This is a genomic window from Paenibacillus sp. J22P169, assembly GCF_059691995.1.
In genome coordinates this window covers 101,685-123,919 of the sequence record NZ_JCAUAO010000007.1, presented here as the reverse complement: position 1 = coordinate 123,919, position 22,235 = coordinate 101,685, and the positions used below count along the sequence as shown (strand labels likewise).

19 protein-coding genes and 1 riboswitch are annotated in these 22,235 nt (G+C 44.4%); of the genes, 3 read left to right on the top strand and 16 right to left on the bottom strand.

Annotated elements, in window-relative coordinates:
* Positions 1-13: 13 nt before the first annotated feature.
* The 5 genes from AC58QG_RS26490 to liaF form a co-directional block, all read right to left on the bottom strand.
* On the bottom strand, positions 14-1,609 hold the full coding sequence (locus AC58QG_RS26490) for a S1C family serine protease (protein ID WP_497365091.1): 1,596 nt from the start codon (positions 1,607-1,609) through the stop codon (positions 14-16).
* 139 nt (positions 1,610-1,748) lie between these two features.
* The gene (locus AC58QG_RS26485; RefSeq protein WP_497365090.1) at positions 1,749-2,162 is read right to left on the bottom strand and encodes a YugN family protein; all 414 of its coding nucleotides are present in this window, start codon (positions 2,160-2,162) and stop codon (positions 1,749-1,751) included.
* Between the two features lie 103 nt (positions 2,163-2,265).
* Positions 2,266-2,916, bottom strand: coding sequence for a response regulator (locus AC58QG_RS26480; RefSeq protein ID WP_497365089.1), 651 nt, complete (start codon positions 2,914-2,916; stop codon positions 2,266-2,268).
* A 12-nt stretch (positions 2,917-2,928) separates the two neighbouring features.
* Entirely contained in the window at positions 2,929-3,951 is a 1,023-nt protein-coding gene (locus AC58QG_RS26475; RefSeq protein WP_497365088.1) for a HAMP domain-containing sensor histidine kinase, read from the bottom strand.
* Positions 3,952-3,960: 9 nt separating this feature from the next.
* Entirely contained in the window at positions 3,961-5,103 is a 1,143-nt protein-coding gene (gene liaF, locus AC58QG_RS26470) for a cell wall-active antibiotics response protein LiaF (RefSeq protein WP_497365087.1), read from the bottom strand.
* 272 nt (positions 5,104-5,375) lie between these two features.
* Between liaF and AC58QG_RS26465 the strand changes: the two genes are divergently transcribed.
* Positions 5,376-6,665 (top strand): ammonium transporter, encoded by a 1,290-nt coding sequence (locus tag AC58QG_RS26465; protein ID WP_497365086.1) that lies wholly within the window; start codon positions 5,376-5,378, stop codon positions 6,663-6,665.
* A gap of 47 nt (positions 6,666-6,712) precedes the next feature.
* On the opposite strand, the gene AC58QG_RS26460 is transcribed toward AC58QG_RS26465, so the two are convergent.
* The 10 genes from AC58QG_RS26460 to metA all read right to left on the bottom strand — a co-directional run bounded on the left by AC58QG_RS26460 (position 6,713) and on the right by metA (position 18,911).
* Positions 6,713-7,090 (bottom strand): hypothetical protein, encoded by a 378-nt coding sequence (locus AC58QG_RS26460; protein ID WP_497365085.1) that lies wholly within the window; start codon positions 7,088-7,090, stop codon positions 6,713-6,715.
* 78 nt (positions 7,091-7,168) lie between these two features.
* Positions 7,169-8,692, bottom strand: a complete 1,524-nt coding sequence (locus AC58QG_RS26455) for a methyl-accepting chemotaxis protein (protein ID WP_497365084.1) — start codon at positions 8,690-8,692, stop codon at positions 7,169-7,171.
* A gap of 327 nt (positions 8,693-9,019) precedes the next feature.
* Positions 9,020-9,670, bottom strand: coding sequence for a 3D domain-containing protein (locus tag AC58QG_RS26450; protein ID WP_497365083.1), 651 nt, complete (start codon positions 9,668-9,670; stop codon positions 9,020-9,022).
* A gap of 187 nt (positions 9,671-9,857) precedes the next feature.
* Entirely contained in the window at positions 9,858-11,792 is a 1,935-nt protein-coding gene (gene thrS / locus AC58QG_RS26445) for a threonine--tRNA ligase (protein ID WP_497365082.1), read from the bottom strand.
* Between the two features lie 351 nt (positions 11,793-12,143).
* On the bottom strand, positions 12,144-13,091 hold the full coding sequence (locus AC58QG_RS26440) for a putative sporulation protein YtxC (protein WP_497365081.1): 948 nt from the start codon (positions 13,089-13,091) through the stop codon (positions 12,144-12,146).
* 410 nt (positions 13,092-13,501) lie between these two features.
* Positions 13,502-14,131, bottom strand: coding sequence for a Pycsar system effector family protein (locus AC58QG_RS26435; protein ID WP_497365080.1), 630 nt, complete (start codon positions 14,129-14,131; stop codon positions 13,502-13,504).
* A 181-nt stretch (positions 14,132-14,312) separates the two neighbouring features.
* A complete protein-coding gene (gene mqnC, locus AC58QG_RS26430) occupies positions 14,313-15,449 on the bottom strand; it encodes a cyclic dehypoxanthinyl futalosine synthase (protein ID WP_497365079.1) in 1,137 nt (378 codons plus the stop codon).
* Positions 15,450-15,585: 136 nt separating this feature from the next.
* On the bottom strand, positions 15,586-16,764 hold the full coding sequence (locus AC58QG_RS26425) for a trans-sulfuration enzyme family protein (protein ID WP_497365078.1): 1,179 nt from the start codon (positions 16,762-16,764) through the stop codon (positions 15,586-15,588).
* The gene (locus tag AC58QG_RS26420; protein ID WP_497365287.1) at positions 16,761-17,930 is read right to left on the bottom strand and encodes an aminotransferase class I/II-fold pyridoxal phosphate-dependent enzyme; all 1,170 of its coding nucleotides are present in this window, start codon (positions 17,928-17,930) and stop codon (positions 16,761-16,763) included. The genes AC58QG_RS26425 and AC58QG_RS26420 overlap by 4 nt, the downstream gene beginning before the upstream one ends.
* A gap of 36 nt (positions 17,931-17,966) precedes the next feature.
* Entirely contained in the window at positions 17,967-18,911 is a 945-nt protein-coding gene (metA, locus tag AC58QG_RS26415; RefSeq protein ID WP_497365077.1) for a homoserine O-acetyltransferase MetA, read from the bottom strand.
* A 112-nt stretch (positions 18,912-19,023) separates the two neighbouring features.
* Positions 19,024-19,152: riboswitch (SAM riboswitch) on the bottom strand.
* A 243-nt stretch (positions 19,153-19,395) separates the two neighbouring features.
* Between metA and AC58QG_RS26410 the strand changes: the two genes are divergently transcribed.
* On the top strand, positions 19,396-19,623 hold the full coding sequence (locus AC58QG_RS26410; RefSeq protein WP_497365076.1) for a hypothetical protein: 228 nt from the start codon (positions 19,396-19,398) through the stop codon (positions 19,621-19,623).
* A gap of 305 nt (positions 19,624-19,928) precedes the next feature.
* Positions 19,929-20,867 (top strand): magnesium/cobalt transporter CorA, encoded by a 939-nt coding sequence (corA, locus tag AC58QG_RS26405; RefSeq protein ID WP_497365075.1) that lies wholly within the window; start codon positions 19,929-19,931, stop codon positions 20,865-20,867.
* Positions 20,868-20,942: 75 nt separating this feature from the next.
* Here corA and tyrS read toward each other — a convergent pair whose 3' ends face one another.
* Complete coding sequence (gene tyrS / locus AC58QG_RS26400) at positions 20,943-22,202, bottom strand: tyrosine--tRNA ligase (protein ID WP_497365074.1); 1,260 nt, start codon at positions 22,200-22,202, stop codon at positions 20,943-20,945.
* Between the last annotated feature and the right edge of the window lie 33 nt (positions 22,203-22,235).

Sequence of the window (22,235 nt, the reverse complement as noted above, 5' to 3'; positions counted from 1 at the left end):
GTATACTTGCAGCTTACTGAGCTGGTGTCTCGGTAAGTGTATTCTTATCTCCAACTGTAACTGGGACTTCCGTGCGTTTACCATCACGAATAATGCCCAACGTTACTTTGTCGCCAACTTTCGTTGCTTGAACCTTCGTAATCAACTCTTGTGAGTTTTTGATCTTCGTTCCATTCAAATCTACGATCACATCATATTGACGAAGACCTGCTTGGAAAGCTGGACTCTTACGTTGAACACTGCCAACCAAAGCGCCGTCTGTGTTAGAAAGCTTCAACTCACTAACCCAGTCTTTACCGATATCTTGCAGACCAACCCCAAGGTAAGGAACTGGTTCTTTCGGAATCGTGACATTGTTTTTCAAATTATCTAAAACGGAAGAAATCGTGCTAGTCGGAATAGCGAAACCGATACCTTGCGCTTGAGAGCTTACTGCTGTATTGATCCCGATGACTTCACCGTTCAAATTAAGCAAAGGACCGCCTGAGTTACCAGGGTTAATGGAAGCATCGGTTTGCAATAGATGTTTGTACTCGCGAGTACCTTTCTCATCAGGAATACTAATTGGACGTTCCTTCGCGCTGAGCACACCAACGGTTACCGTATGGTCGAATCCGTAAGGATTCCCAATCGCAACAACCCAATCACCTACGTTAACGTCGTCTGCTTTGCCAAGAGGAAGGATAGGGAAATCCTTCGTTCCTTCAATTTTCAGCACCGCTAAATCCAAATCGTAGGAGCTGCCTTGTAGTTTCGCTGTGAAAGGCTTGTCGTAGCCTTCTACAGTCACTTGAATTTCATCCGCACCGTCAACCACATGCTCGTTCGTTAAGATATAACCTGTTTTCTCGAAAATAAAACCAGTTCCCATGCCCGCTGGTTGCAACTGTCCACTTCCTGCGTCATTTTGACCACTCTTAGGCGTGGTTTGACCACCGCCATTATCGCCAAAGAACTGGCGGAAGAAAGGATCATCAAAAAGTGAATTACCACCATTGCTGCGGCTCGAGGTCTTCGGCTTTACAAGGGCTTCGACCTTAACAATAGCAGGTCCAGCATTTTGAGCGATCGCCGCGATGTTACCAGGGCGAACGACATCTAAAGCTGCATTCTTCACTTCGCCGCCATTGCTATTCGAACTGCTAGCTACGGTTGCTGCTGAATTCGAACCGGAAGCAAGCGGCTGGTTACCTGAGAACATGTTCGTTTTATCCGCTGTAAACATCAACGCACTGACAACAAGCGCCCCTGCCATGAAGGCTGCAAATATGCTCTTGACCGAGGAACGCTTCTTAGCGTTCGGGTCCCAAGCTGCTGGACCTTGTGGTGTATTCTCTGATCCGAAGCTGAAAGGACGAAGCGTCTTCGGAGGTGTTACTTCGACATTCGAAGTGCCTTCCGAGCTGGAGGAAGAAGTCGTTAAGGATTGTCCTTCATTTTCTTCATTAAAAGCGGATTTGTAAGGCCCATATGAATAATAGTAGGAAGGTCTCTCTTTGTTCGGCTCTTGTCCTTCAGTTGCTTGAGAGTGCTCCTGCTTCGTATCCTCGTTATTATCATTATTCTGCGGCTTGAAAAAGTCGCTGTAGTCCTTTTTGTTATCTTCCATGGGTCTTACCTCCATTGATTAATGTTATAAGTGCATGCTCTCTTGAAGGATCATGTTGTTCTCTATGTGTCTATCATGCACTCACAACCTTAAACGAATATTAAAAAACAATAAAATGGAGGTAAAAATAGGACATAAATTAATGAATCCAGGCGTTTTCAACTTTTTGGAGTACACTCGCAGCTTCTTTCACCCATTTATCCTCGATACCGGCATCGGAATCCACTGGTGATTGGAACTGATCAATCAATGCGCCTGCTGTCTCGATGTCAGCCTCAGGATCAAGTCCTTCATTATAGACATGCTTTAGCACAAAAGGGGTACCTACCTCGACAACGGCATCCGTCGCTTCAACATCGCCTTCGATTCTGCCGGTAATCACTTGAACAGGAATTCGCAGCCATACTTTATTCGCTTCATCTAAAGAACGATCAAAGTAGCCATGGTCGTAATCCCAACCGCCGCCCAAATTAAAATCAAACTGTTCGAGCTGGGCACGCACCTTGTCAAATGTTTCTTGAACTTGTTCCAGAGAGGAAGATAGTGGTTTCATTGCAATTGGACACTCCTTAAGCGCTCATATTATTTTACTTACGCATAGAATGTGCCAAATTGACGTTTTTATGTGCAATAATTCCTCTATTTCTTTGTTCGGACTAAACCCATCCTTTCCGATGAGCGAATATGGCTAATTGGGTCCGGTCGTCAAGCTCACACTTCATCAACAAGTTGCTGACGTGTGTTTTCACTGTTTTAATACTGATAAACAGCTCTTCAGAAATATCCTTGTTGCTTTTCCCTTCAGCAATTAAGAGGAGCACTTCACGTTCCCTCGCTGTCAAACCCTCTTGCTCTGGCAATTCACTTCGCTGCCTAATGCCTCTAGTTAGGGCTTGCGACACTTCAGCATTCATAACAGGCATCCCGCGGTACGCGCTCTGAATAGCGTGAATCAGTTGATCGGAAGAAACAGTCTTCAACATATAACTAATAGCTCCGGATTCAACAGCTTCCAAGACCTTGGCTTCCTCCAGAAACGACGTCAGCATGATCACTTTAATCTGTGGAAACTTGTCACAAATCAGCTTCGTCGCACCAATACCGTCCAATACCGGCATCGTTAAATCCATCAGAATGACATCAGGCAGTGACGCAATGCTTACTTCATTCAATTGATCAAAGGCAGCTTGACCGTTCGATGCCTCACCAACTACTTCTAAGCCAGGCTCCAACGAAATATAAGTACGCAGCCCCACTCGTACCATGTCGTGATCATCAACAATCATGACTTTAATGTTTGGATTCATTCTTAGTTCCCCCTATTGCCCAGAAAATCGCGGAATGCGAACGCGCACACGAGTTCCAGAACCTAATTTGCTATCAATCTCCACTTCGCCGCCTAGCTTTTGTGCACGTTCTCTCATCGTTGATAAGCCATGGGAAGCAGAAGGAATATCTCTTCGTTCAAAGCCTTGACCATCATCCTGCAATTGCAATACATATTGATGCTCTCTCTCGTAGATCGCCAATCGAACCTGTTTGGCCGAGGCATGTTTAATGACATTCGCAAGTCCTTCTTGGATAATGAGAAAAAACTGATGTTCAATCGCTTCCGAAATGATTTCAGGCAGCGAAACATCAAGTTGACCCTGAAGTTCATGGGTCCGGCAATATTCCGGGAACCATTTCTCCAGGGCTTCTTGTAAGCTCATATCTTTTAATTCGATCGGTCTTAGCTGTGAAATGAGACCCCTCATCTGCTTCTGAGCATGATGGGACATCTCGATGAGCTGATTCATCAACGCTGGTGCGGCCGCTGGATTTCTTTCCAATATTTTTGGAAGAGAGGAAGCCGACATATGAATAGCAAACAGTTCCTGGCTGACAGTATCATGGAGATCACGCGCTAGTCGGCGCCTCTCCTCCATCACGGCATTTTCCGTTAGCTCTTGATCCCGAATCGCTTCGGCTTCCCCTAACTTTTGCATGAGCTGTACGCGCTCTTCAATAGAAGTCGCCATGCTGTTAAAAGCATCATACAAGTACAGGAAAGGCTCAACAGGCTCCATATCGATTCGAACCGAGAAATTCCCTTTTGACAATTCCAACATGGCGACATGAAGCTCATCTACCTTGCGCTGCCACCTTCTCGTTGCAATAAAACCTACGGTTAAGCTCACTACAAGAATCGCGAAAGCGAACCACAATCGGAACTCCCAAGAAGTCAGTTCCTTCTCGTAATATTCAAGTACGATATAAATACCTGAAACCGTTAGTACACTCGAGATTAGAAAGTAATTCAGCAGCTGCCACTTCATATTGAACATTCGCAATTTGTACATGCTCCATCCTTAACCTATCTTTTTAATAGTGATATCACCAATAAACATGCTTGTCGTTACAACGATTTTGTGTTCAGCTTCTTCGTAATGTGAGGTTTGCGTTCTGATGTTTCGCAGAAACCCACTTTCTCGACGATCAAGCACCTTCATATCGCCTATAAAGGAGCTTGCCATGACCCGAACCTCAACATCCATGTCATTTGGAATGAAAATCTTCACATCACCAATAAAAGCAGTGACATGAATCGTTGTTTCACCACGAGGAATTGATGCACGCGTTAGATCAATAACAGAGTCGCCAATAAAATGCGAGATCTGAACGGGCTTTAATTCCCAAGCCTCTTGACCAAGATGAACATCGCCAATAAATCCATGACGGTGTAGAACATTACCTGAATCGAAGTTGCGAACGAAACCATCGTATTTATGCTGGTGATCGTCTTCAAAGCTGCGCGTCTTGGGCTGACTATTCCGACCTGCACGTTCAACAGGTTCCCGCCCTGCCTTTTCCTTAGCGTCTAGTTCGTCCGAAACCTGCCAATCATCAAGCTTGTTTTCTTCCGGATATGCACCATGAATATCCTTAAGTACTTCTTTTTCTTCATCGGTTAGTCCATATTTCAAGTTACTTGTCGCTGAGTGATCCATACGATCTTTCGGATTGCCTGTTAAATCTTTGGAGGTGTTCCAAGAAGCCGACTCCCAATCTTTCTTATGTTGTGCATGGCGCATTCGATTCGCTTCTCTCCGCGCCTTTCTTTCTTCATCTCTTGCTTTCTTAATAGAAGGCCAATCAGGTGACTCTTTTTTGCTTGGTCTAAAAATCACATGTAATCCAAAAAATATTAAAGCAACCGGAGCTAGAAATTTAAACATTTCTCCAATGGATAGATCGGTTAGATTTAAATTTTTCAGTAGAAAAATGGTCCCAACCCCGCACATCATCAAGCTGCCGATGGATCCACCCCAATGGTATTTTCGCTGTGAGACAAATCCAACGAGCCCATAGAAAATAAGAATGGCTGGCCAATAAGTGGAAAACAAATAACCAATGTCCACTTGAACGATTCCCAATTGATTTAGTAAAAAGAGTGTTCCCGCGGATACGAGAACTAGACCCCAGATCACTCTTTGAAGCATATGCGGATTCATACGTTCTTCCTCCATTTGTGTAAAGCGTTGTTAAGATAACTCTAGTTTATAAGATACGAGGTGATATGAAAAGAGACGTTAGATTGAAGGCGGCCTCCGTCTTGAGACCGATATTCCAGAGGCCCTCACACTCAAACCTCACATCACTGTCGTATAAGACGAACAATTCGTTGTCCATGTTATGTATTCTTACGTAATCCGTTGACATGGTTATCATCAGAACCGTATAATTGGTGCTGAGAACGCTAGTATTATAAGGAGAGATTACAGGGATGGATCAAATCCAACAACTAACTTCTGGCTTAGACACAATTTGGGTTGTTTTGACTGCTGCTATGATTTTGCTAATGGAAGGCGGCTTCGCCTTACTAGAAGCAGGGTTTGTCAGACAAAAGAATGCTGTAAGTATCATCATGAAAGTGTTCGTAGATATCTCATTTGGTGCGCTTATATTTTACTTTTTCGGATTTGCACTTATGTATGGCAAGGATGTAGGAGGGATCATTGGCACAACAGGCTTCTTCATGGGAGGAGATTTAACACACATCGCGTTAACGATCTCACATGATACCTACTGGCTATTCCAATGCGCCTTTGTTATCGCTGTTATTTCGATTGTATCCGGAGCTGTAGCAGAACGCATCAATTTCCGTGCTTATATCCTTTATACCATTGCCATGACTGGAATCATCTATCCTGTAGCTGGCCACTGGGTATGGGGCATTAATGGTTGGCTTGGCAAGCTTGGCATGGTCGACTTCGCTGGATCAGCCGTAATCCACGGGCTTGGCGGATTCTCTGCTTTAGCTGCTGCGATGATTATTGGACCGCGGATCGGCAAATTCTCTGCTGATGGAACAGCTAACATCGTCCCTCCTTCTAATCTGCCACTTGCCTCAGTTGGCGCATTTATCTTGTGGTTCGGATGGTTTGGTTTTAATTCCGGTAGTACGTTAAGCGCTACCAATACGTCGATCGGACACATCGCGGTCACCACGATGCTATCCGCCGCAGCTGGCTGTGCGGCCTGTATTCTCTTCACCATGTTGCGCTATCGCAAGGCAGATCCGCCCATGGTTATCAATGGCGCGCTCGCCGGGCTCGTCGGAATTACCGCAGGCTGCGCCTTCGTCAGTGACGCCGCAGCGATCTGCATTGGCGCGATATGCGGAATCGCCATGGTCTACGCAACGGAAATGCTGGAAGCTAGACAGATTGATGATCCTGTTGGCGCCTTTCCCGTACATGGGATCAGCGGAAGCATCGGTACACTTGCTGTTGGCTTATGCGCGAAACCGGACGCTATTCGCGAAGGAACAGCTGGATTATTCTATGGCGGAGGTTTCCACCTCTTAGGTGTTCAAGCACTTGGACTTGTCACTGTCTGTGCATGGGGCTTCTTCATCACTTGGGTATTCTTAAAGCTCATTAAGCTCATTGTTCCTTTACGTGTAAGTCGCGACGAGGAGTTGGTCGGTCTAGATGTTGGTTCCCACGGGGTTCCTGCGTATAGCCAAGAAGAAGGATTCTTGGACCTGCAACACTTAAAGAATAACCAATAATACGACTAAAAAGAAAAGGACACTGCACCCGCAGTGTCCTCTTCTTTTTATGAAAATATATCTTCGAATTCGTCCGGGAAGGTGATATCGTCCCCTGGCTTAGAATCATTCATGATTTGTCTAGCTTGCTCAATTTCGGCACGAAGCTTTCTTACTTGCTCCATAGGTTTCTTTACATAATGGATATACTCAACAGCAAGATGATGATCAGGCTTCTTGCCAGAGAACATGCGCCGAAATGATGACATGGTTTGATAAGCCCGTTCTTCCTTCATTCTCTTGACTTCGTAACGCTCAACAACCTGCTCAATTTCCCGAGCCTGCTGTTCTTTCCGCGTAATAAAAGCTTCCAAGAAGGGAAGTACCTCCGCAGCTTTCCTTGGTGTTCTTAAGGGCTTTCCATCCGCTCGTAATGCTTGTAGCATGAACCGTCACCTATCTCTCCGTGTCAAGATTTATAACAGTAATCTTATTTTACACTAAAAAGAGTGGTTTGAGAACCATTAATTTAACACTAAATCAATACCAACGACACCAATTGGCGTTCCCATGTCATCTATGACGGCTTTTGACAACGTGATACATGGTTTTTTCGTAATAGCTGACACGTACTCGTCCGAAATGAAGAGCTCACCTGCCATCGCGCGCTTCCACCACTCTCTTCCTTTGGCATTCACCAAGCCTGCCTCTGGTTCAGAATAGATGAAGGTTCCATCCCCACGATTTGACCAAATCGCTTCAATCCCTGCTGTTTTCTTCAATATTCCGTGCAAATGAGAAGTATGCTTATCTTCCATCAACGATTTGATGTCAGGTACGCGAACAAGCGCGTTCAATACTTGCTTCATTTCTTCAATATTCACATGAACGGTTCCTCGCTTACTCTTCATACCAACCGCTTGGATCGCCTTAATGAGCTCTGCGGAAGAGCGATCTAAATTCTGATTAATATGCTGCAATCTTGAGACCTCATGGCGCTGCTTTTTCATTTGATCCAAGGTATGCTCCACACTCGACATCGTATCATCCATCAAATCCACGACTTCACCTAAGGATACCCTAGTCCCAGAAACCAGAGAAGATTGGTGCTTCGTTGAACTCGTGGTACTTGCCACTAAGCTATTCACGTGAAGGATCAATGAAAAGATCGTATCAATCTTCCCTTTCATCACCTTCATCTCATCAATACCATGAGTAACCGAAGCTTTCTCTTCTGCAACTGCAGCAACAACCTGCGATACGCCGCTCTCAATATCAGCCAGAAGCTCAGAAGACTTCTGAACCGCTTCATGGCTTTGCGCAGCCAGCTTCTTAATTTCCTGTGCTACTACCGAGAAGCCTCTTCCATGCTCACCGGCTCTAGCAGCTTCAATAGATGCATTTAAGGCAAGCAAGGATGTTTGAGCAACGACTTCGGTAATGAACGTATTAATTTCTTCAATCTTCGAGGTATGTGCAGTTAAATCTGAAATCTTCTTCTGCATCGTATCATTGTTCACGTGTAAATCATTCATTACTTCATCTGTCGCATTCAAGGAGCGGCACACATCAACTACCGTATCTTTGGTTTGTTCACTTTCACGATGCATATGCAACGACGAATCCAAGATCTGATCAGCCGCTGCAGCCACCTGTTGAATCGCCGCAAAGGCTTCTTGGAGTTGTCCTGCGGCGTGCTGGCTTCTACCCTTCAATTCCTCTTCCCCTTGAATAGAAGCGTCAGCAATTTGAAGCAGATGGCCGATGGAGCGATTGACCTCTTCAACTGCCGCTGCTAGTCGATCCGCAACTACTTGTGATTCTTGCATAAAGGTACGAAATTGTTCTTCGTGATCAAGCACTCCCTGTTCATGTGCTTTACCTGAAGCTCTAGAACTAAGTAATGCGCTTACACCCATCACGAGGAAAACAGCGACACTAACTACGGTTACCCATCCCGAAGCAGAAAATAAAGCGAATACATTTACACCCATACCAATAACCACAAAACCGTAGAACCAAGCTCTTTGCCTTGAATCCGTCCACATGTGCAACCGGAACTCCTCCCAAAAGGAACAAAATGTTAGTTTTTGTTACATTATATCGAATATAGAAGGGCTTGAAAAGAAATAAAAAACGGAGACCCTTTCGGATCTCCGTCTTTCCTATCAGCTATTTTTTTATTTATTTTGGTTTTGTGTGTTGTTTTGTTGCTGCTTGTTAGGTACCGCTACTTCAGTAGCAAATTCCGTGTCTTGCGCTGCTTTCTTGTTGTTCTTGTTCTTTGCCATGTCAATCACCTCCTGTATGAGTATCTTTTCCCAAACAGGATTTTTTATGAATTTCTTTTTCTAGAAAATTAAACAAATTGAACATTACAGTGCTTTGGCAGGCGTCAGGATTTCATCTTTTAGCTGCTTCCAAATAACCTCTGTAACCTTGCCATTTCCTTTTTTCACTACGAATACCTTGACAGTCTTTTTACCCCATTCTTTATAAACCTGATCCTTCGTGTCAAAATACAGATCGATTTTCTTCCCTTTAATCGCACTTCCTGTATCGGCTACAACCCCATAACCATAACCTGGGATAAATAGCACCGTCCCTAATGGAAACACCTTCGTGTCTGCAGCAATCGTGGATAAAGCTTTATCATCACGTTTGACTTTAATCCCTGAATATGTAATTCCATAGGCTTGATGGTCTGGATTCTTCCCCGTTGATTCTTTACCTGCAAAGTACCCTGTCGCAGTCACTTCGACTGCCGTGTATTTAGAAAGATCTGAATCAAGATTGGGTATAAAGCGGTAACTCACTTGTTGTTGATACTCTTGAGCAACAGGCCATGCCGCAGGAAGCACATTTCCTTGCTGTTTGCCCTGCTGATCTCGTATATGGGTATTGGTGATTACCACCCTGTCGTTACCTGAATGACTAGCCTCTTCTCCGAAAAACACGACCAAAACGGTAAGCACCATCCATGCTAAAATCCATTTGGATTGCACCTGCGCATCGGTTATTCTCATTGTTTTAAGCCTCCCCCTACTAAAGTAGGTTGTCCATTTCCTTTCATCACTAAACCTCCACATACAGACTCACTGTTTAAGATGTCTTCGTTTTAGTTATTTATGCATATAGAAATGACATTTTTGGGAACGCAAAAAAGCAGAGAAGTGACGCACACTTCTCTGCTTTGATTTAATCAACTGGGTATTACAGTTTGTTTTTAATTTCTTCTTGAATCATGTTGATAACCTCAGCAATCGGCTGAGTACCCAGATCCCCTTGTCCACGCTTACGGATGGATAAGCTTTCATTCTTCACTTCGTTCTCGCCAACGACGAGCATGAATGGAATTTTTTCCAGCTGAGCTTCACGAATTTTGTAACCAAGCTTCTCATTGCGATTATCCGCTTCAACGCGAATTCCTGCTTCTCTTAGCTTCTCTGTTACTTGATTGGAGAACTCTTCAAAGGCCGGTGATACTGGAATAACTTTCGCTTGTGTTGGCATCAACCAAGTAGGAAGAGCCCCCGCGAAATTCTCAAGCAAGAAAGCTGTCATACGCTCCATAGTAGAGATAATTCCTCTATGGATGACAACTGGACGATGTTTCTGACCATCTTCACCTGTGTACTCCAACTGGAAACGTTCAGGCAGCAAGAAATCAATTTGCGCAGTTGAAAGTGTCTCTTCTTTCTTCAGTGCAGTCTTGATTTGAACATCCAACTTAGGACCGTAGAACGCTGCTTCTCCTTCTGCTTCGTAGAACGGCAAGCCTAGCTCTTCTACTACCTCACGCAGCATGCGTTGGGAAGTTTCCCACATTTGATCATCTTGGAAGTACTTTTCAGTATCCTTCGGATCGCGATAGGATAGACGGAAGCGGTAGTCCGTAATGCCGAAATCAGCGTACACTTGACGAATCAAGTTCACAACGCGGGAGAATTCTTCTTTGATTTGATCTAAACGGCAGAAAATATGCGCATCATTCAAAGTCATTGCACGCACGCGGTGCAAACCAGTCAATGCGCCTGACATTTCATAACGGTGCATCGTGCCAAGCTCAGCGATACGAACCGGCAAATCACGGTAGCTGCGCATATCACTTTTATAGACCATCATATGGTGAGGACAGTTCATTGGGCGGAGGACAAGCTCTTCATTGTCCATAACCATTTTCGGGAACATGTCTTCTTGGTAGTGCTCCCAGTGACCCGATGTTTTGTATAGCTCTACATTGGCAAGCACTGGTGTATAAACGTGTTGGTAGCCTAGACGTTCTTCCAAATCAACAATGTAACGTTCCATTGTGCGTCTAAGCTTCGCGCCATTTGGCAACCAAAGCGGTAAGCCTTGTCCCACTTCACGTGAGAATGCGAACATTTTGAGCTCGCGGCCTAATTTACGGTGATCACGTTTCTTCGCTTCTTCCAATAGGTGCAAATGCTCATCCAATTGCGCTTTTTTAGGAAACGCTGTGCCATAAATACGTTGAAGCATTTTGTTTTTCGCATCGCCGCGCCAGTAAGCACCAGCAACACTCAACAATTTGAACGCTTTAATGCGTCCTGTTGACGGCAAATGAGGGCCGCGGCACAGGTCAAAGAATTCACCTTGATCATAAATCGTAAGAACAGTATCCTCAGGGAGATCACGGATCAATTCCAGCTTGAACGGATCTTCCATCTCTGTAAAAATACGAATGGCTTCCTCACGTGAAACAGTGCGGCGCGTAATTGCCAAATTCTCGTTCGAGATACGCTCCATTTCCTTCTCGATTTTGATCAAATCTTCAGGGTTAAGCGGAGTTTCCAAATCAATATCATAGTAGAAGCCGTCTTCAATGACAGGACCAATTCCTAATTTAACCGCTTTGTTGCCATAAATGCGCTTGATTGCTTGTGCCATCAAATGTGCTGTGCTATGACGGTACATTTCTAGGCCTGCTTCTGTATCGAGCGTTAAGATTTCAACATCAGCATCATTGTCCAAAGCGAAAGATAAATCAACGGATTTCCCGTTTACTTTACCACCCACTGCATTTTTCTTCAGACCGGATGAAATGGATTCAGCCACTTGCTCAATAGTCGTCCCCACTGCATATTCCCTTACTGCGCCGTCTGGTAATTTTACTTGTACAACCATCTTCCATGCCTCCTAAATTGTGTAAGTGAATTGAACGCAAAAAAGCACACTTCATCCCATAAAGGGACGAGTGCGCTCAGCTCGTGGTTCCACCCTAGTTCGATTCGCTCATACCCAAAGGGTAAGTCGAATCCTCATAAGCATTCGTTAACGGGAATGATTCCGGTACTGTATAGTATCGCACCTGCAAGTCAGGTCGAATTCCACAATACGGCTACAAAGGGGTAAACGATCCGATTTGCTGAAGGAGATTGCAGCCTGGTCTCCTCTCTCTGAGCAGTTCATACAGAAAGTTCATGTCTTTGATACTAACGCCTTCGATCACTATTATAAATGGCGAGAAGGGCAAGGTCAAGGGGATAGTTGATCCTGCTTTTTGGCATCCCCCAAATAGAGGTCGCAAGTACGGCAATAGCTGCACACGGATGTACGGTCCTCGAAGATCTGCCGTATCGTCTTAATAATCGTTAATTCAGGATCCCGTGTATGAATGTAAATGTTGGCGGGTGAGACCGTAATAAGTGTACTCACGATCATATCCTCGAAATTGATATCCTTCTCCAACATTTCCATTCGAAAGCTTGCATCAAATTCATTCGCATCAATAGGCTCCATTCGGTCATTCAGAATGACAAACTCATGTCCGCCTTTATGAATGAGATGTGCTGCGGGGATTTTGGCCTCTTGAATATAGACGAAATATTGCAGAAGCGAAATAAATTCCTGATATTGGCGATCCATCATAAACTCATCAATCGCATACTCGGCAATTTCCCGCAACTCTTCCTTGTATTCCTGAATCCGGAATTTCAGAAAGCCATCTAAGCTGAACTGCGGATTCTCCTCAAACAAAAGGATGATCTGATCCTTCAGCATTTGAATGCGGCGAAGCCGGCTCGGGCTACTGTTCACCAGCGGCAACCCTTCCAGTTCGCTCTCTTGTTTCAACGATTGCTTACAGTAGCCTTCAATGGCTTCGATGTCCGTCTGCTTTTCATATTTAAAATCCTTTGTGATCAGGTTACGTAAAATGCCGGATTCCTTGTCCGCTACAATGTGGCTCGCCAACACTTCAGCTGTGCAAGCTCTCACTTGAGCTTCATGGATATAGGGATCGTGGATCACACTCCCGGCTTCCGCTTCCACATAAATAAAAGCACGTGTTTCACACCAAGTATAGGTAGCTTTTAAACCATTTTGGGCGATATGTAAATGCTGCAGCGCTTGATTCACCTGTGCGCTCAGCGACCGTACATAGGATTCCTCGACATTGATTAGGGCAATTGCAAACAGTTCCATGTGCTCACTCCTTCCATCTATGCATCCTCCTCTTAAGAGTATATGGTCGATAGGAGGGAGATATACAACGAACAATTTGCCATTTGCGGAAGGGCTTATGCATGCAAAAAAGGAGCAGCACAAGGCTGCCCCTCTAGAAAGTAAGAATGTCTTGTTACAGTTGTTCTAACAGAATCTTCACTAGTAAGAAGGGGAGAGCACCAATGGAGACGAAAGCATAAAGGAACCCTTGGACAAAGCTTTTAAACAGCTTCACAAAAATCACTCCGATCTTTAATCTCAAATTGTGGTGTTACCTCATTGTACTCTTATTGACCGATGGTTACCTGAAAATAAGATTAAATTTTCGCTACAGGGACAAAAAAAAAGCAGCCGCGGCTGCTTCTTCTTACAATGATCTATGTATGATATCAAAAAAAGCTTTTATTGATTATAAAAAGTAAAATAGTAACTGTGTTCCATATTAAAGATAAAATGATCCCGGAAACAGCAGGTCGGTAATAATAATACTTTTTTTCTAACAATTGCAAAGAAGACAGATGTGCCTTCTCTAGATTCAATAAAATATCATGATCATCTAGGTTTTGTAAGATTTTATTGTAATTTTCTTTTTTCGTGTTATGTCCTGCTACAAACCACATTATATAATTTTCATTATTACGATGGGTGCTCAGATTCACTCTACTTTTCCTTTTATGCTCACTTTGAGGAAACAAACTTTGTAGAAAGTTCTTTATTAACCCTTTTTCTGGGCGAATTGTTTGGATCAAGTGTAAAATGACATTAAACATAATTAGCAAGCTAATACAGATAAAGATCATTGAAGAGTAACTTACTATGTTTTTGTATTTTAATAGTTGATCTACACCACCTACGATATCCTTTGCTACACTAACAAAAAGTAAATATAGCCCACCAGTTATTGCCATTAAAATACTTGCTTTTTGATCCATAGCGGTTATTCTTTTTTCAGCATAATCTAGTGCTGTCTTTAAAAATTCGATCTTATTGTTTGATAACTCACTCACTCCAACACTCATTAAAACTCTCCTCAATCAGTAAAGTTACCACTTTCCGAGCACACAAATTATACCATATTATACGATGAGGTTCTGAGAATATTTAATTCATTACAAGTCATCAGAAAACAAAAAACGCTTATTCATACAAATCCTACGAGCGGATTTATTATGAAATAAGCGTTTTGTTTATATATTAATCCTAGTTCTGCATCACAAAATCACGATCAATCTTCACATTCTCGTCGTCAAACACACGCAGAATCTGATACTTCGTATTCCGCTGAGCAGGGATCTTGCCTGCTTGACGGATAATGTCCAGCGTCGAGGATACGTTGACTTTGTGCGTGGTGCCCGCCGCGGATACTACGTTCTCTTCGATCATCGTGCTGCCGAAGTCATTACAGCCGTAGCTAAGCGTCTGCTTGCCAACCTCAGGTCCCATTGTGACCCATGAGGATTGGAAGTTCGGCACGTTATCCAGCATGATGCGGCTAATTGCCAGTGTTTTTAAGTATTCTTCAGGCGTAACTTTCTCCGCCTTCATATTCGTGTTGTCCGGTTGGAACGTCCACGGAATGAACGCCAAGAATCCTGGTGTGTTCAGCTTCTGCAGCAGCACATCGTCCTGCGCATCGCGGATTCGCAGCATATGAAGCGCACGCTCTTCCATGGATTCGCCGAAGCCGATAACCATTGTTCCAGTGGTATGCATGCCAAGCTTATGAGCCGTCTGCATGACATCCATCCAATCACGCCATGAGCCTTTCAGCTTGGAGATCTTGCGACGTGTACGGTCATCAAGAATTTCCGCTCCACCGCCTGGCAAGGAATCAAGTCCCGCTTCGTGCAATTGGCGAACGATTTCCTCTAGCGATAATCCACCGGAAACGTCTTTCATTTTCATAATTTCAGCGGGTGAAAAGGAGTGCATCGTTATATCGAAACGCTTCTTAATTTCACGTAAAATATTTGTATAATAGCTAAACGGCAGATTCGGGTTCGTACCACCCTGCATCAGAATTTCTGTACCATCAACATCTAATGTCTCTTGAATCTTCTGGAAAATCGTTTCATCCGGCAGCACATAACCTTCCGCCGACCCTGGTGCACGGTAGAACGCACAGAATCTGCAATATACATCACAAATATTCGTGTAGTTGATGTTACGCCCGATCACGAATGTCGTAATTGGATCCGGGTGCCACTTCTTCATAATCTGATTGGCGGTGTCACCAATTTTCTCTATTTGATCGGATTCGAACAGTGTAATACATTCTTCTACATCAATTCGTCCGCCTGCTTGTGCTTTACTTAAAATGCGATCGATCGGTTTCATAGCAACTCACTCCTTTACTTTCTGAAGGCTCGTATCCATTAATCGTACCATACTCATGCCAAAAAAGCAGCAAAGGGCTGCTTTTTCCAGTCGTTATTCCCAAGTAAATATGGATAATTTCTGAATACCGAGTGGACTAACCTCGCAAGGCTTGTTCCAAATCTTCAATAATATCTTCGATATCTTCAAGTCCTACGGAATATCTCACGAGACCGTCCGTAATGCCGCGCAATAAGCGAACTTCCTTCGGCATCGCCGCGTGCGACATCATCGCAGGGTACGATAGAATACTCTCGACAGCACCCAGGCTCACTGCTACGAGTGGAATCTTCACTTTACTTAGCAATTTCTTCGCTTTCTCCCCAGAACCTACGTCAAATGAGACGACAGCTCCGTAGCCTAGCGATTGTTTCTCATGTATTTCTCTGCCAGGGTGGTTAGGAAGACCTGGGTAGTAGACGACATCAATATCCGGTTGTTCCGACAACCATTGCGCTAATCTACGAGCACCCTTCTCGGACATTTCCATCCGTGCTTGCAATGTTTTCATGCCGCGAATGAGCAGCCATGAATCTTGAATGCCGAGCACATTCCCCATGCCGTTCTGAATTTGCTTCATCCGACGGCCGAGGCTATCGTTCGCTACGACTGCTAGACCCGCTAGCACATCACTGTGCCCGCCTAGGAACTTCGTTGCGCTGTGCAGCACGATATCGATGCCAAGCTCAATTGGACGTTGATGATAAGGCGTCATAAACGTGTTATCCAGCATCGTGAGCAAATCATGTTCCTTCGCAAACGCAGCAATCTCACTGATATCTGTAATGCGAAGCGTGGGGTTCGAAGGCGTCTCGATGAATACGGCTCTCGTATTCGAACGAAGAGCTGCTCTCACCTGAGCGATGTCTGTCATATCCACGAAAGTGGATTCCACACCCATGCGATTCATAATCGTTGTCAGTAAACGATAGGTACCGCCGTACACGTCCTCCGTACAGATGACGTGATCCCCCTGAGACAACAGCATCAACGCAGATGAGATTGCCGCCATCCCAGAGGCGAACGCAAAGCCGCGCGTCCCGCCTTCTAGCAAAGCAATGTAATCTTCCAACGCCTGACGCGTCGGGTTCCCAGATCGCGTGTAGTCGTACTCTTGGTTCGCTTCCAAATCAGCCTGATGAAAGGTTGACGCCTGGTACAAGGGCACGCTCGATGCCCCTGTCGCTTCATCAATTTCAGCACCGAAATGAATCAATCTTGTGGCAAATTTACCTTGTGCTTTGCGCTTTTCTTTGTCTGATGATGAATGGCTCATGATTGCGAAGCTCCTTCCAGTTCGGCTTGCGCGGACTCAAGGGCATTCGACAAATCTGCAATCAAATCATCGATATGCTCAATCCCTACTGAGAAGCGAAGCAGACGGTCATCGACACCAATTTGCTGTCTAATTTCAAGCGGAATATCCGCGTGTGTTTGTACCGCTGGGTAAGTCATCAAGGATTCAACTCCGCCTAAACTTTCAGCAAAAGCAATCAGCTTGATATGACGAAGAATCGGTTCTACCAATCTTGCATCTTTAACCTTGAAGGAAAAAATTCCTGTATTTCCACTAGATTGCTTATTTTGAATCGCATAACCTGGATGAGACTCTAGCGCAGGGTAGTAAACATCTGAAATCAGACGGTGCTCTAGCAAGAAGTTCGCGATTGCTGTTGCATTCTGCTCATGACGTTCCATGCGAAGCGCAAGGGTTTTCATCCCTCTCATGAGGAGCCAGCTGTCTTGTGGTCCAAGCACAGCGCCAATGGAGTTATGAAGAATAGCCATTTGCTCAGAAAGCTCTTTCCCTTTTGTAACAATCAGACCCGCTAGCACGTCATTATGTCCACCCAAATATTTCGTCGCACTATGGATAACGATATCAGCACCTAGCTCAATTGGGCGTTGTAGATACGGCGTAAGCAACGTGTTATCAACGATCGAAACGATGCCCTTTTTACGGGCCCATGTACATACAAGCTCAAGATCTGTAATCATCATCAATGGGTTCGTTGGCGTTTCAATAACGAGACCCTTCGTATTAGACTGATACGCACCTTCTAGTGCATCCAAATCATTCGTATCTACATAGGTAGCAGTCACACCAAAACGGGACATGATTCTTTCTAATAAACGATACGTACCCCCATATAAATCCAAGGAAACAATCAAATGATCCCCTTGGCTGAAATATGCGAAAATCGTTTGCAATGCCGCCATGCCTGAAGAGCAAGCAAATCCTGCATCTCCGGATTCAAGCCCGGCAATGGCATCCTCTAACACTTTACGGGTCGGGCTCTTCGTACGTGCATAATCAAATCCTGTGCTCTGTCCAAGCTTAGGATGGCGAAACGCAGTTGCTTGATACACTGGAAAACTAACAGCACCTGTAACAGGTTCTTCAATTGAGCCAATTTGAGCGAGACGACTTTCGATTTTCAACAAGGGAATTTCCTCCTCAGGGGTATGGGTTCGAGTTTACAATTGCGAGCTTGCCAAGCTTTCATTAATGTTTACCGTCAACTCAAAAGGTGTTTCTTGATATACATAATAGTTCAGCCAGTTCGAGAACAGCAAATTCGCATGTGCTCTCCAAGTGTTGTAAGGCTGTCTACTTGGATCGTTGTTCGGGTAATAATTGTTCGGAATTTCGATTGGCAGCCCTTTGGCTACATCACGGTCATACTCCCATTTCAAGGAGCACGCATCATATTCCGAATGTCCTGTTACGAAAATATGCTTACCGTCGCGCGTTGCAACGATATAAACCCCTGAATCTTCGGATTCAGATAAAACTTCCAAATCCGGACATCGTTCAATATCTTCTCGGATAATGTCCGTATGGCGTGATTGTGGAACATTGAACACTTCGTCGAAACCGCGCAGCAGCTTCGTGTTCGGAACACTCACCGTATGCGGGAATACACCGAAAGTCTTCTTATCCAGCGCATATTTTCGTACACCGAAATGATGGTATAAGCCTGCTTGAGCAGCCCAACAAATGTGCAGTGTTGAGGTGACGTTACGCTTGCTCCATTCGAGGATCTGCGTTAGCTCCTCCCAGTAATTCACATCTTCGAAGTCCATTTGTTCTACGGGCGCACCAGTAATAATCATACCATCAAGCTTATCGTCTTTGATATCATCGAAGGTTTTGTAAAACATATCTAAATGTTCGAGAGATGTATTTTTGGAAGTGTGAGTTTTAGGATGTAATAGCACGAACTCCACTTGCAGTGGCGTGTTTCCGATCAAGCGCAACAACTGCGTCTCCGTCGTTTCTTTGGTCGGCATTAAGTTGAGCAGGGCAATGCGAAGTGGACGTATATCCTGGTGATACGCGACAGATTCGTCCATGGTGAAGATGTTCTCTTGGTTTAAAATTTCTTTGGCAGGCAGGTTGTCAGGAATCTTGATCGGCATCCTGTTCACTCCTCTTCTTTAATTTAGGTTAGGTACAAATATCTATTAAAATGCAAAAATGACCTTCTCTGGAATCAGAGAAAGGCCATGAAAAATCAAAGTCAATGTCCTTCTCTTATCTCCCAGATTCACTGTAAACAGCGTTTCCGCAAGAATTAGCACCGTGCTCCCCTTTGCTTGCAAAGGTTTGTCGGTTGCCGGGTGTCATAGGGCTAGTCCCTCCACCTACTCTTGATAAGAAAACGTAACGTATGCGATTAGCATTATCATACTATAAATTTAACGAAAGTCAAGATGGTTGGGCTAGTACGTTTGCCAAGACTAGTTAGAAATTTTGTAAAAGTAGCCAATCAATCCTTTGTATGATACAATTTGTATCAATTAAGACTGTTTAAGTTTTGCTGCTTAAGGTTATTAATAAGGACTAGCTTTTCACAGCAGATGTTTCTAAACGAAAAAGATTTTATAAGAAATGAGGGCTATTATGTCAACCCAAACATCGGATAATTTCTCTGCATTCGCTTCCTTACATCGCTATTTTGCCTTAATCGAAACCGACAAACCTACATTAGAGCAAGCCGAAATTGCTGTCTCACAGCTTCACCTCGTCTACGGGGCTGAAAGCGAAGATGATCTACTACAGCGCGGCGGACCCGAGATCATTCAAATGTACACAGACACCAAAAATAAAATTTTAAATGCCGCCAAGTAAGTTTTGGCGGTTTATTTTTTTGGAACAGACCTAGCCTTGCAACCATACCTTATCTAAACGGCAATTCCCCATGTTTCATGTAACTTTTTGGCTTGAAACGCGGTATATGAACGGGTATACTAGACAAGTATTCGACACGGACGGAAAAGGAGGGCATACGCTTGGACGGAGAACCGAGGAGTAGTACCTGCAAGGTCATCAGTAAACAATTTCTAAATGTAGGAATGAAGTCGGTTATTCCATCATCCAGAGCATTGCTCTTCTAGATGAACTAACCGGCTGATTCCATTCAAAGGGGTGGGCAGATGAAAACACGGTTGGTTCAAAATGGTATTTTTACGTTAGTTGAAGATGTGACCGCTGCGCTTACACCTCCAAGTCAAGGCTTCTATTGGATTGATGCGGGGATCGAGGATCTGGAATTACTTCAGCCTCTGTTCCATTTGCACGATTTGGCTGTAGAAGACTGTCTAAGTGAGGAAGAACAGCGTCCTAAAATAGAATTTTATGATTCTCATTATTTCATTGTTATTAACAGCATTAGGTTCGATGATGAAGAAATTTTCCTCCGCGCACTTAATTTATTCCTAAGCAAGCACGTGATCATAACCGTAACACGACAAAAAATTAATGAACTGCGCGCACTCAAGCCCTTCCTTTGGGAGGAAGAAGTGAACAGCGCTGATCGTTTCTTATATCATTTGGTCGATCTTGTTGTCGATAACTATGTGGCAGTCGGTGACCGAATTGAAGCGAAGATTGAGAAGCTGGAAGAAGACATTCTCATGGCGACGAAGAAGTCGCATTTGAATGAGATTATTGGTCTTCGATCCGAGATTCTATGGCTGAAAAAGATGCTCGTGCCTCAACGTGACGTCATCGGGACACTAGGTAAAAAAGAATTAAGACTCATCGATCATCAGCTCCAAAAGTATTTCGGCGACATCTATGAGAATGCCGTCAAAATCGTCGATACGTTCGATACACTCCGCGATCTCATGGGGAACTTACGAGAAGCTTATCAATCCAGCTTGGCGAACCGCGCGAATGATATCATGCGTGTGTTTACCGCGTTGACGACGATCTTCATGCCCTTGACCTTCATTACCGGTGTGTTCGGGATGAATTTCGATAATATTCTTGGCTTACATCTAACCCCTCATGGGGATGAAATCGTGCTAGCCTTTATGGGTGTGCTCGGCATCGCCATGTATGTGCTTTTCCGTAAGAAAGAATGGCTATGAGCCGATCAGATAGATTTGTATAGAGGGTGACTCCAAGCAGAACGTTGCTGAGAAGTCACCTTTTTTGCATGCAGTTTATGTTAGCTTGATTTTGACAAATTTCCGTTTGCCGACTTGCAGAATATCGCCGTCCACTGGCGTGATTTGCGCATGAATATCAGTCAGCTTCTGTTCGTTAATTTTCACAGCTCCTTGTTCTACGCTCCTCCTGGCTTCCCCATTCGACGCTTGCAAAGCTAACTGGACTAACAGCTTAATGATCGAAATCCGTCCTTCCTCCAAATATTCGAGGCTCAGGCTTACTTCCTCAATCTCATCAGGTAAAGCGCGCTTCTGAAAAACAGTAATAAAATGCTGTTCTGCCTCCTCAGCAGCTTGTTCACCGTGGTACATCCCAACATACAGTTTCGCCAGCCTCAGCTTGGCATCTCTTGGATGTATCGCACCAGAAGCAAGTCCTTGCCTTAGCTCTTCGATTTCCGCATTCGAAAGTGCTGTCGATAACTCAAAATATTTGAGCATCAGTGTGTCTGGAATGGACATCGTTTTGCCGAATATCTCATTCGGTTGCTCATCGATTCCGATGTAGTTGCGCAGGCTTTTGCTCATTTTCTGAACGCCATCCAGCCCCTCAAGCAAAGGCATCAGGATCGCCACTTGACCTTCTTTGAGCTCATATGCACCTTGGAGTGTGCGCCCCATTAAGATGTTAAAAGTCTGATCGGTTCCACCTAGTTCAATGTCGCTCTCTAAGGAAACTGAATCATAGCCTTGCATAAGCGGGTAGAAAAACTCGTGCACATGTATGGGCTGATTGGACGCATACCGTTTAGCAAAATCATCTCTTTCGAGCATGCGAGCAACGGTTACTTTACCTGCAAGTCGCAGCACATCATCAAAGCGCAGTTCACCCAGCCAAGAAGAATTGTAGTAGAAGGATGTCTTGGTTAGATCCAACACTTTAGCTAGCTGTGTCTGATAGGTTTGCGCGTTATGCTTCACATCCTCTTCCGAAAGCTGTTTACGTGTCTCGGATTTCCCTGTCGGATCGCCGATGCGCCCAGTGAAATCACCAATAATGAGTTGAACCTCATGGCCCAAATCTTGAAATTGACGGAGCTTATGCAGGACGACGGTATGTCCGATATGAATATCGGGCGCAGATGGGTCTAAGCCCAGTTTAACTTTTAGCGGAATCCCTGTCACAACAGCCTTCATTATCTTCTGCTTCAGCGCTTCTTCCGGCACGATTTCTGCTGCACCTCGTTTGAGGATACACAATTGGTGATCCACTTGCTGCTGTTGCTCTACCGTGAGCTTATCCCATGAAAACATATGATCCCTCCGTTCAATTGGTTAAAAGAACAC

Coding starts and splice junctions, on each gene's coding strand:
- AC58QG_RS26465 (WP_497365086.1), top strand. CDS start 5,376: ATGGATCAAATCCAACAACTAACTTCTGGCTTAGACACAATTTGGGTT.
- AC58QG_RS26410 (WP_497365076.1), top strand. CDS start 19,396: ATGTCAACCCAAACATCGGATAATTTCTCTGCATTCGCTTCCTTACAT.
- AC58QG_RS26455 (WP_497365084.1), bottom strand. CDS start 8,692: ATGTGGACGGATTCAAGGCAAAGAGCTTGGTTCTACGGTTTTGTGGTT.
- AC58QG_RS26490 (WP_497365091.1), bottom strand. CDS start 1,609: ATGGAAGATAACAAAAAGGACTACAGCGACTTTTTCAAGCCGCAGAAT.
- AC58QG_RS26460 (WP_497365085.1), bottom strand. CDS start 7,090: ATGCTACAAGCATTACGAGCGGATGGAAAGCCCTTAAGAACACCAAGG.
- AC58QG_RS26435 (WP_497365080.1), bottom strand. CDS start 14,131: ATGAGTGTTGGAGTGAGTGAGTTATCAAACAATAAGATCGAATTTTTA.
- AC58QG_RS26480 (WP_497365089.1), bottom strand. CDS start 2,916: ATGAATCCAAACATTAAAGTCATGATTGTTGATGATCACGACATGGTA.
- AC58QG_RS26450 (WP_497365083.1), bottom strand. CDS start 9,670: ATGAGAATAACCGATGCGCAGGTGCAATCCAAATGGATTTTAGCATGG.
- corA (WP_497365075.1), top strand. CDS start 19,929: ATGAAAACACGGTTGGTTCAAAATGGTATTTTTACGTTAGTTGAAGAT.
- AC58QG_RS26425 (WP_497365078.1), bottom strand. CDS start 16,764: ATGAGCCATTCATCATCAGACAAAGAAAAGCGCAAAGCACAAGGTAAA.
- AC58QG_RS26485 (WP_497365090.1), bottom strand. CDS start 2,162: ATGAAACCACTATCTTCCTCTCTGGAACAAGTTCAAGAAACATTTGAC.
- tyrS (WP_497365074.1), bottom strand. CDS start 22,202: ATGTTTTCATGGGATAAGCTCACGGTAGAGCAACAGCAGCAAGTGGAT.
- thrS (WP_497365082.1), bottom strand. CDS start 11,792: ATGGTTGTACAAGTAAAATTACCAGACGGCGCAGTAAGGGAATATGCA.
- AC58QG_RS26440 (WP_497365081.1), bottom strand. CDS start 13,091: ATGGAACTGTTTGCAATTGCCCTAATCAATGTCGAGGAATCCTATGTA.
- AC58QG_RS26475 (WP_497365088.1), bottom strand. CDS start 3,951: ATGTACAAATTGCGAATGTTCAATATGAAGTGGCAGCTGCTGAATTAC.
- mqnC (WP_497365079.1), bottom strand. CDS start 15,449: ATGAAACCGATCGATCGCATTTTAAGTAAAGCACAAGCAGGCGGACGA.
- liaF (WP_497365087.1), bottom strand. CDS start 5,103: ATGAATCCGCATATGCTTCAAAGAGTGATCTGGGGTCTAGTTCTCGTA.
- metA (WP_497365077.1), bottom strand. CDS start 18,911: ATGCCGATCAAGATTCCTGACAACCTGCCTGCCAAAGAAATTTTAAAC.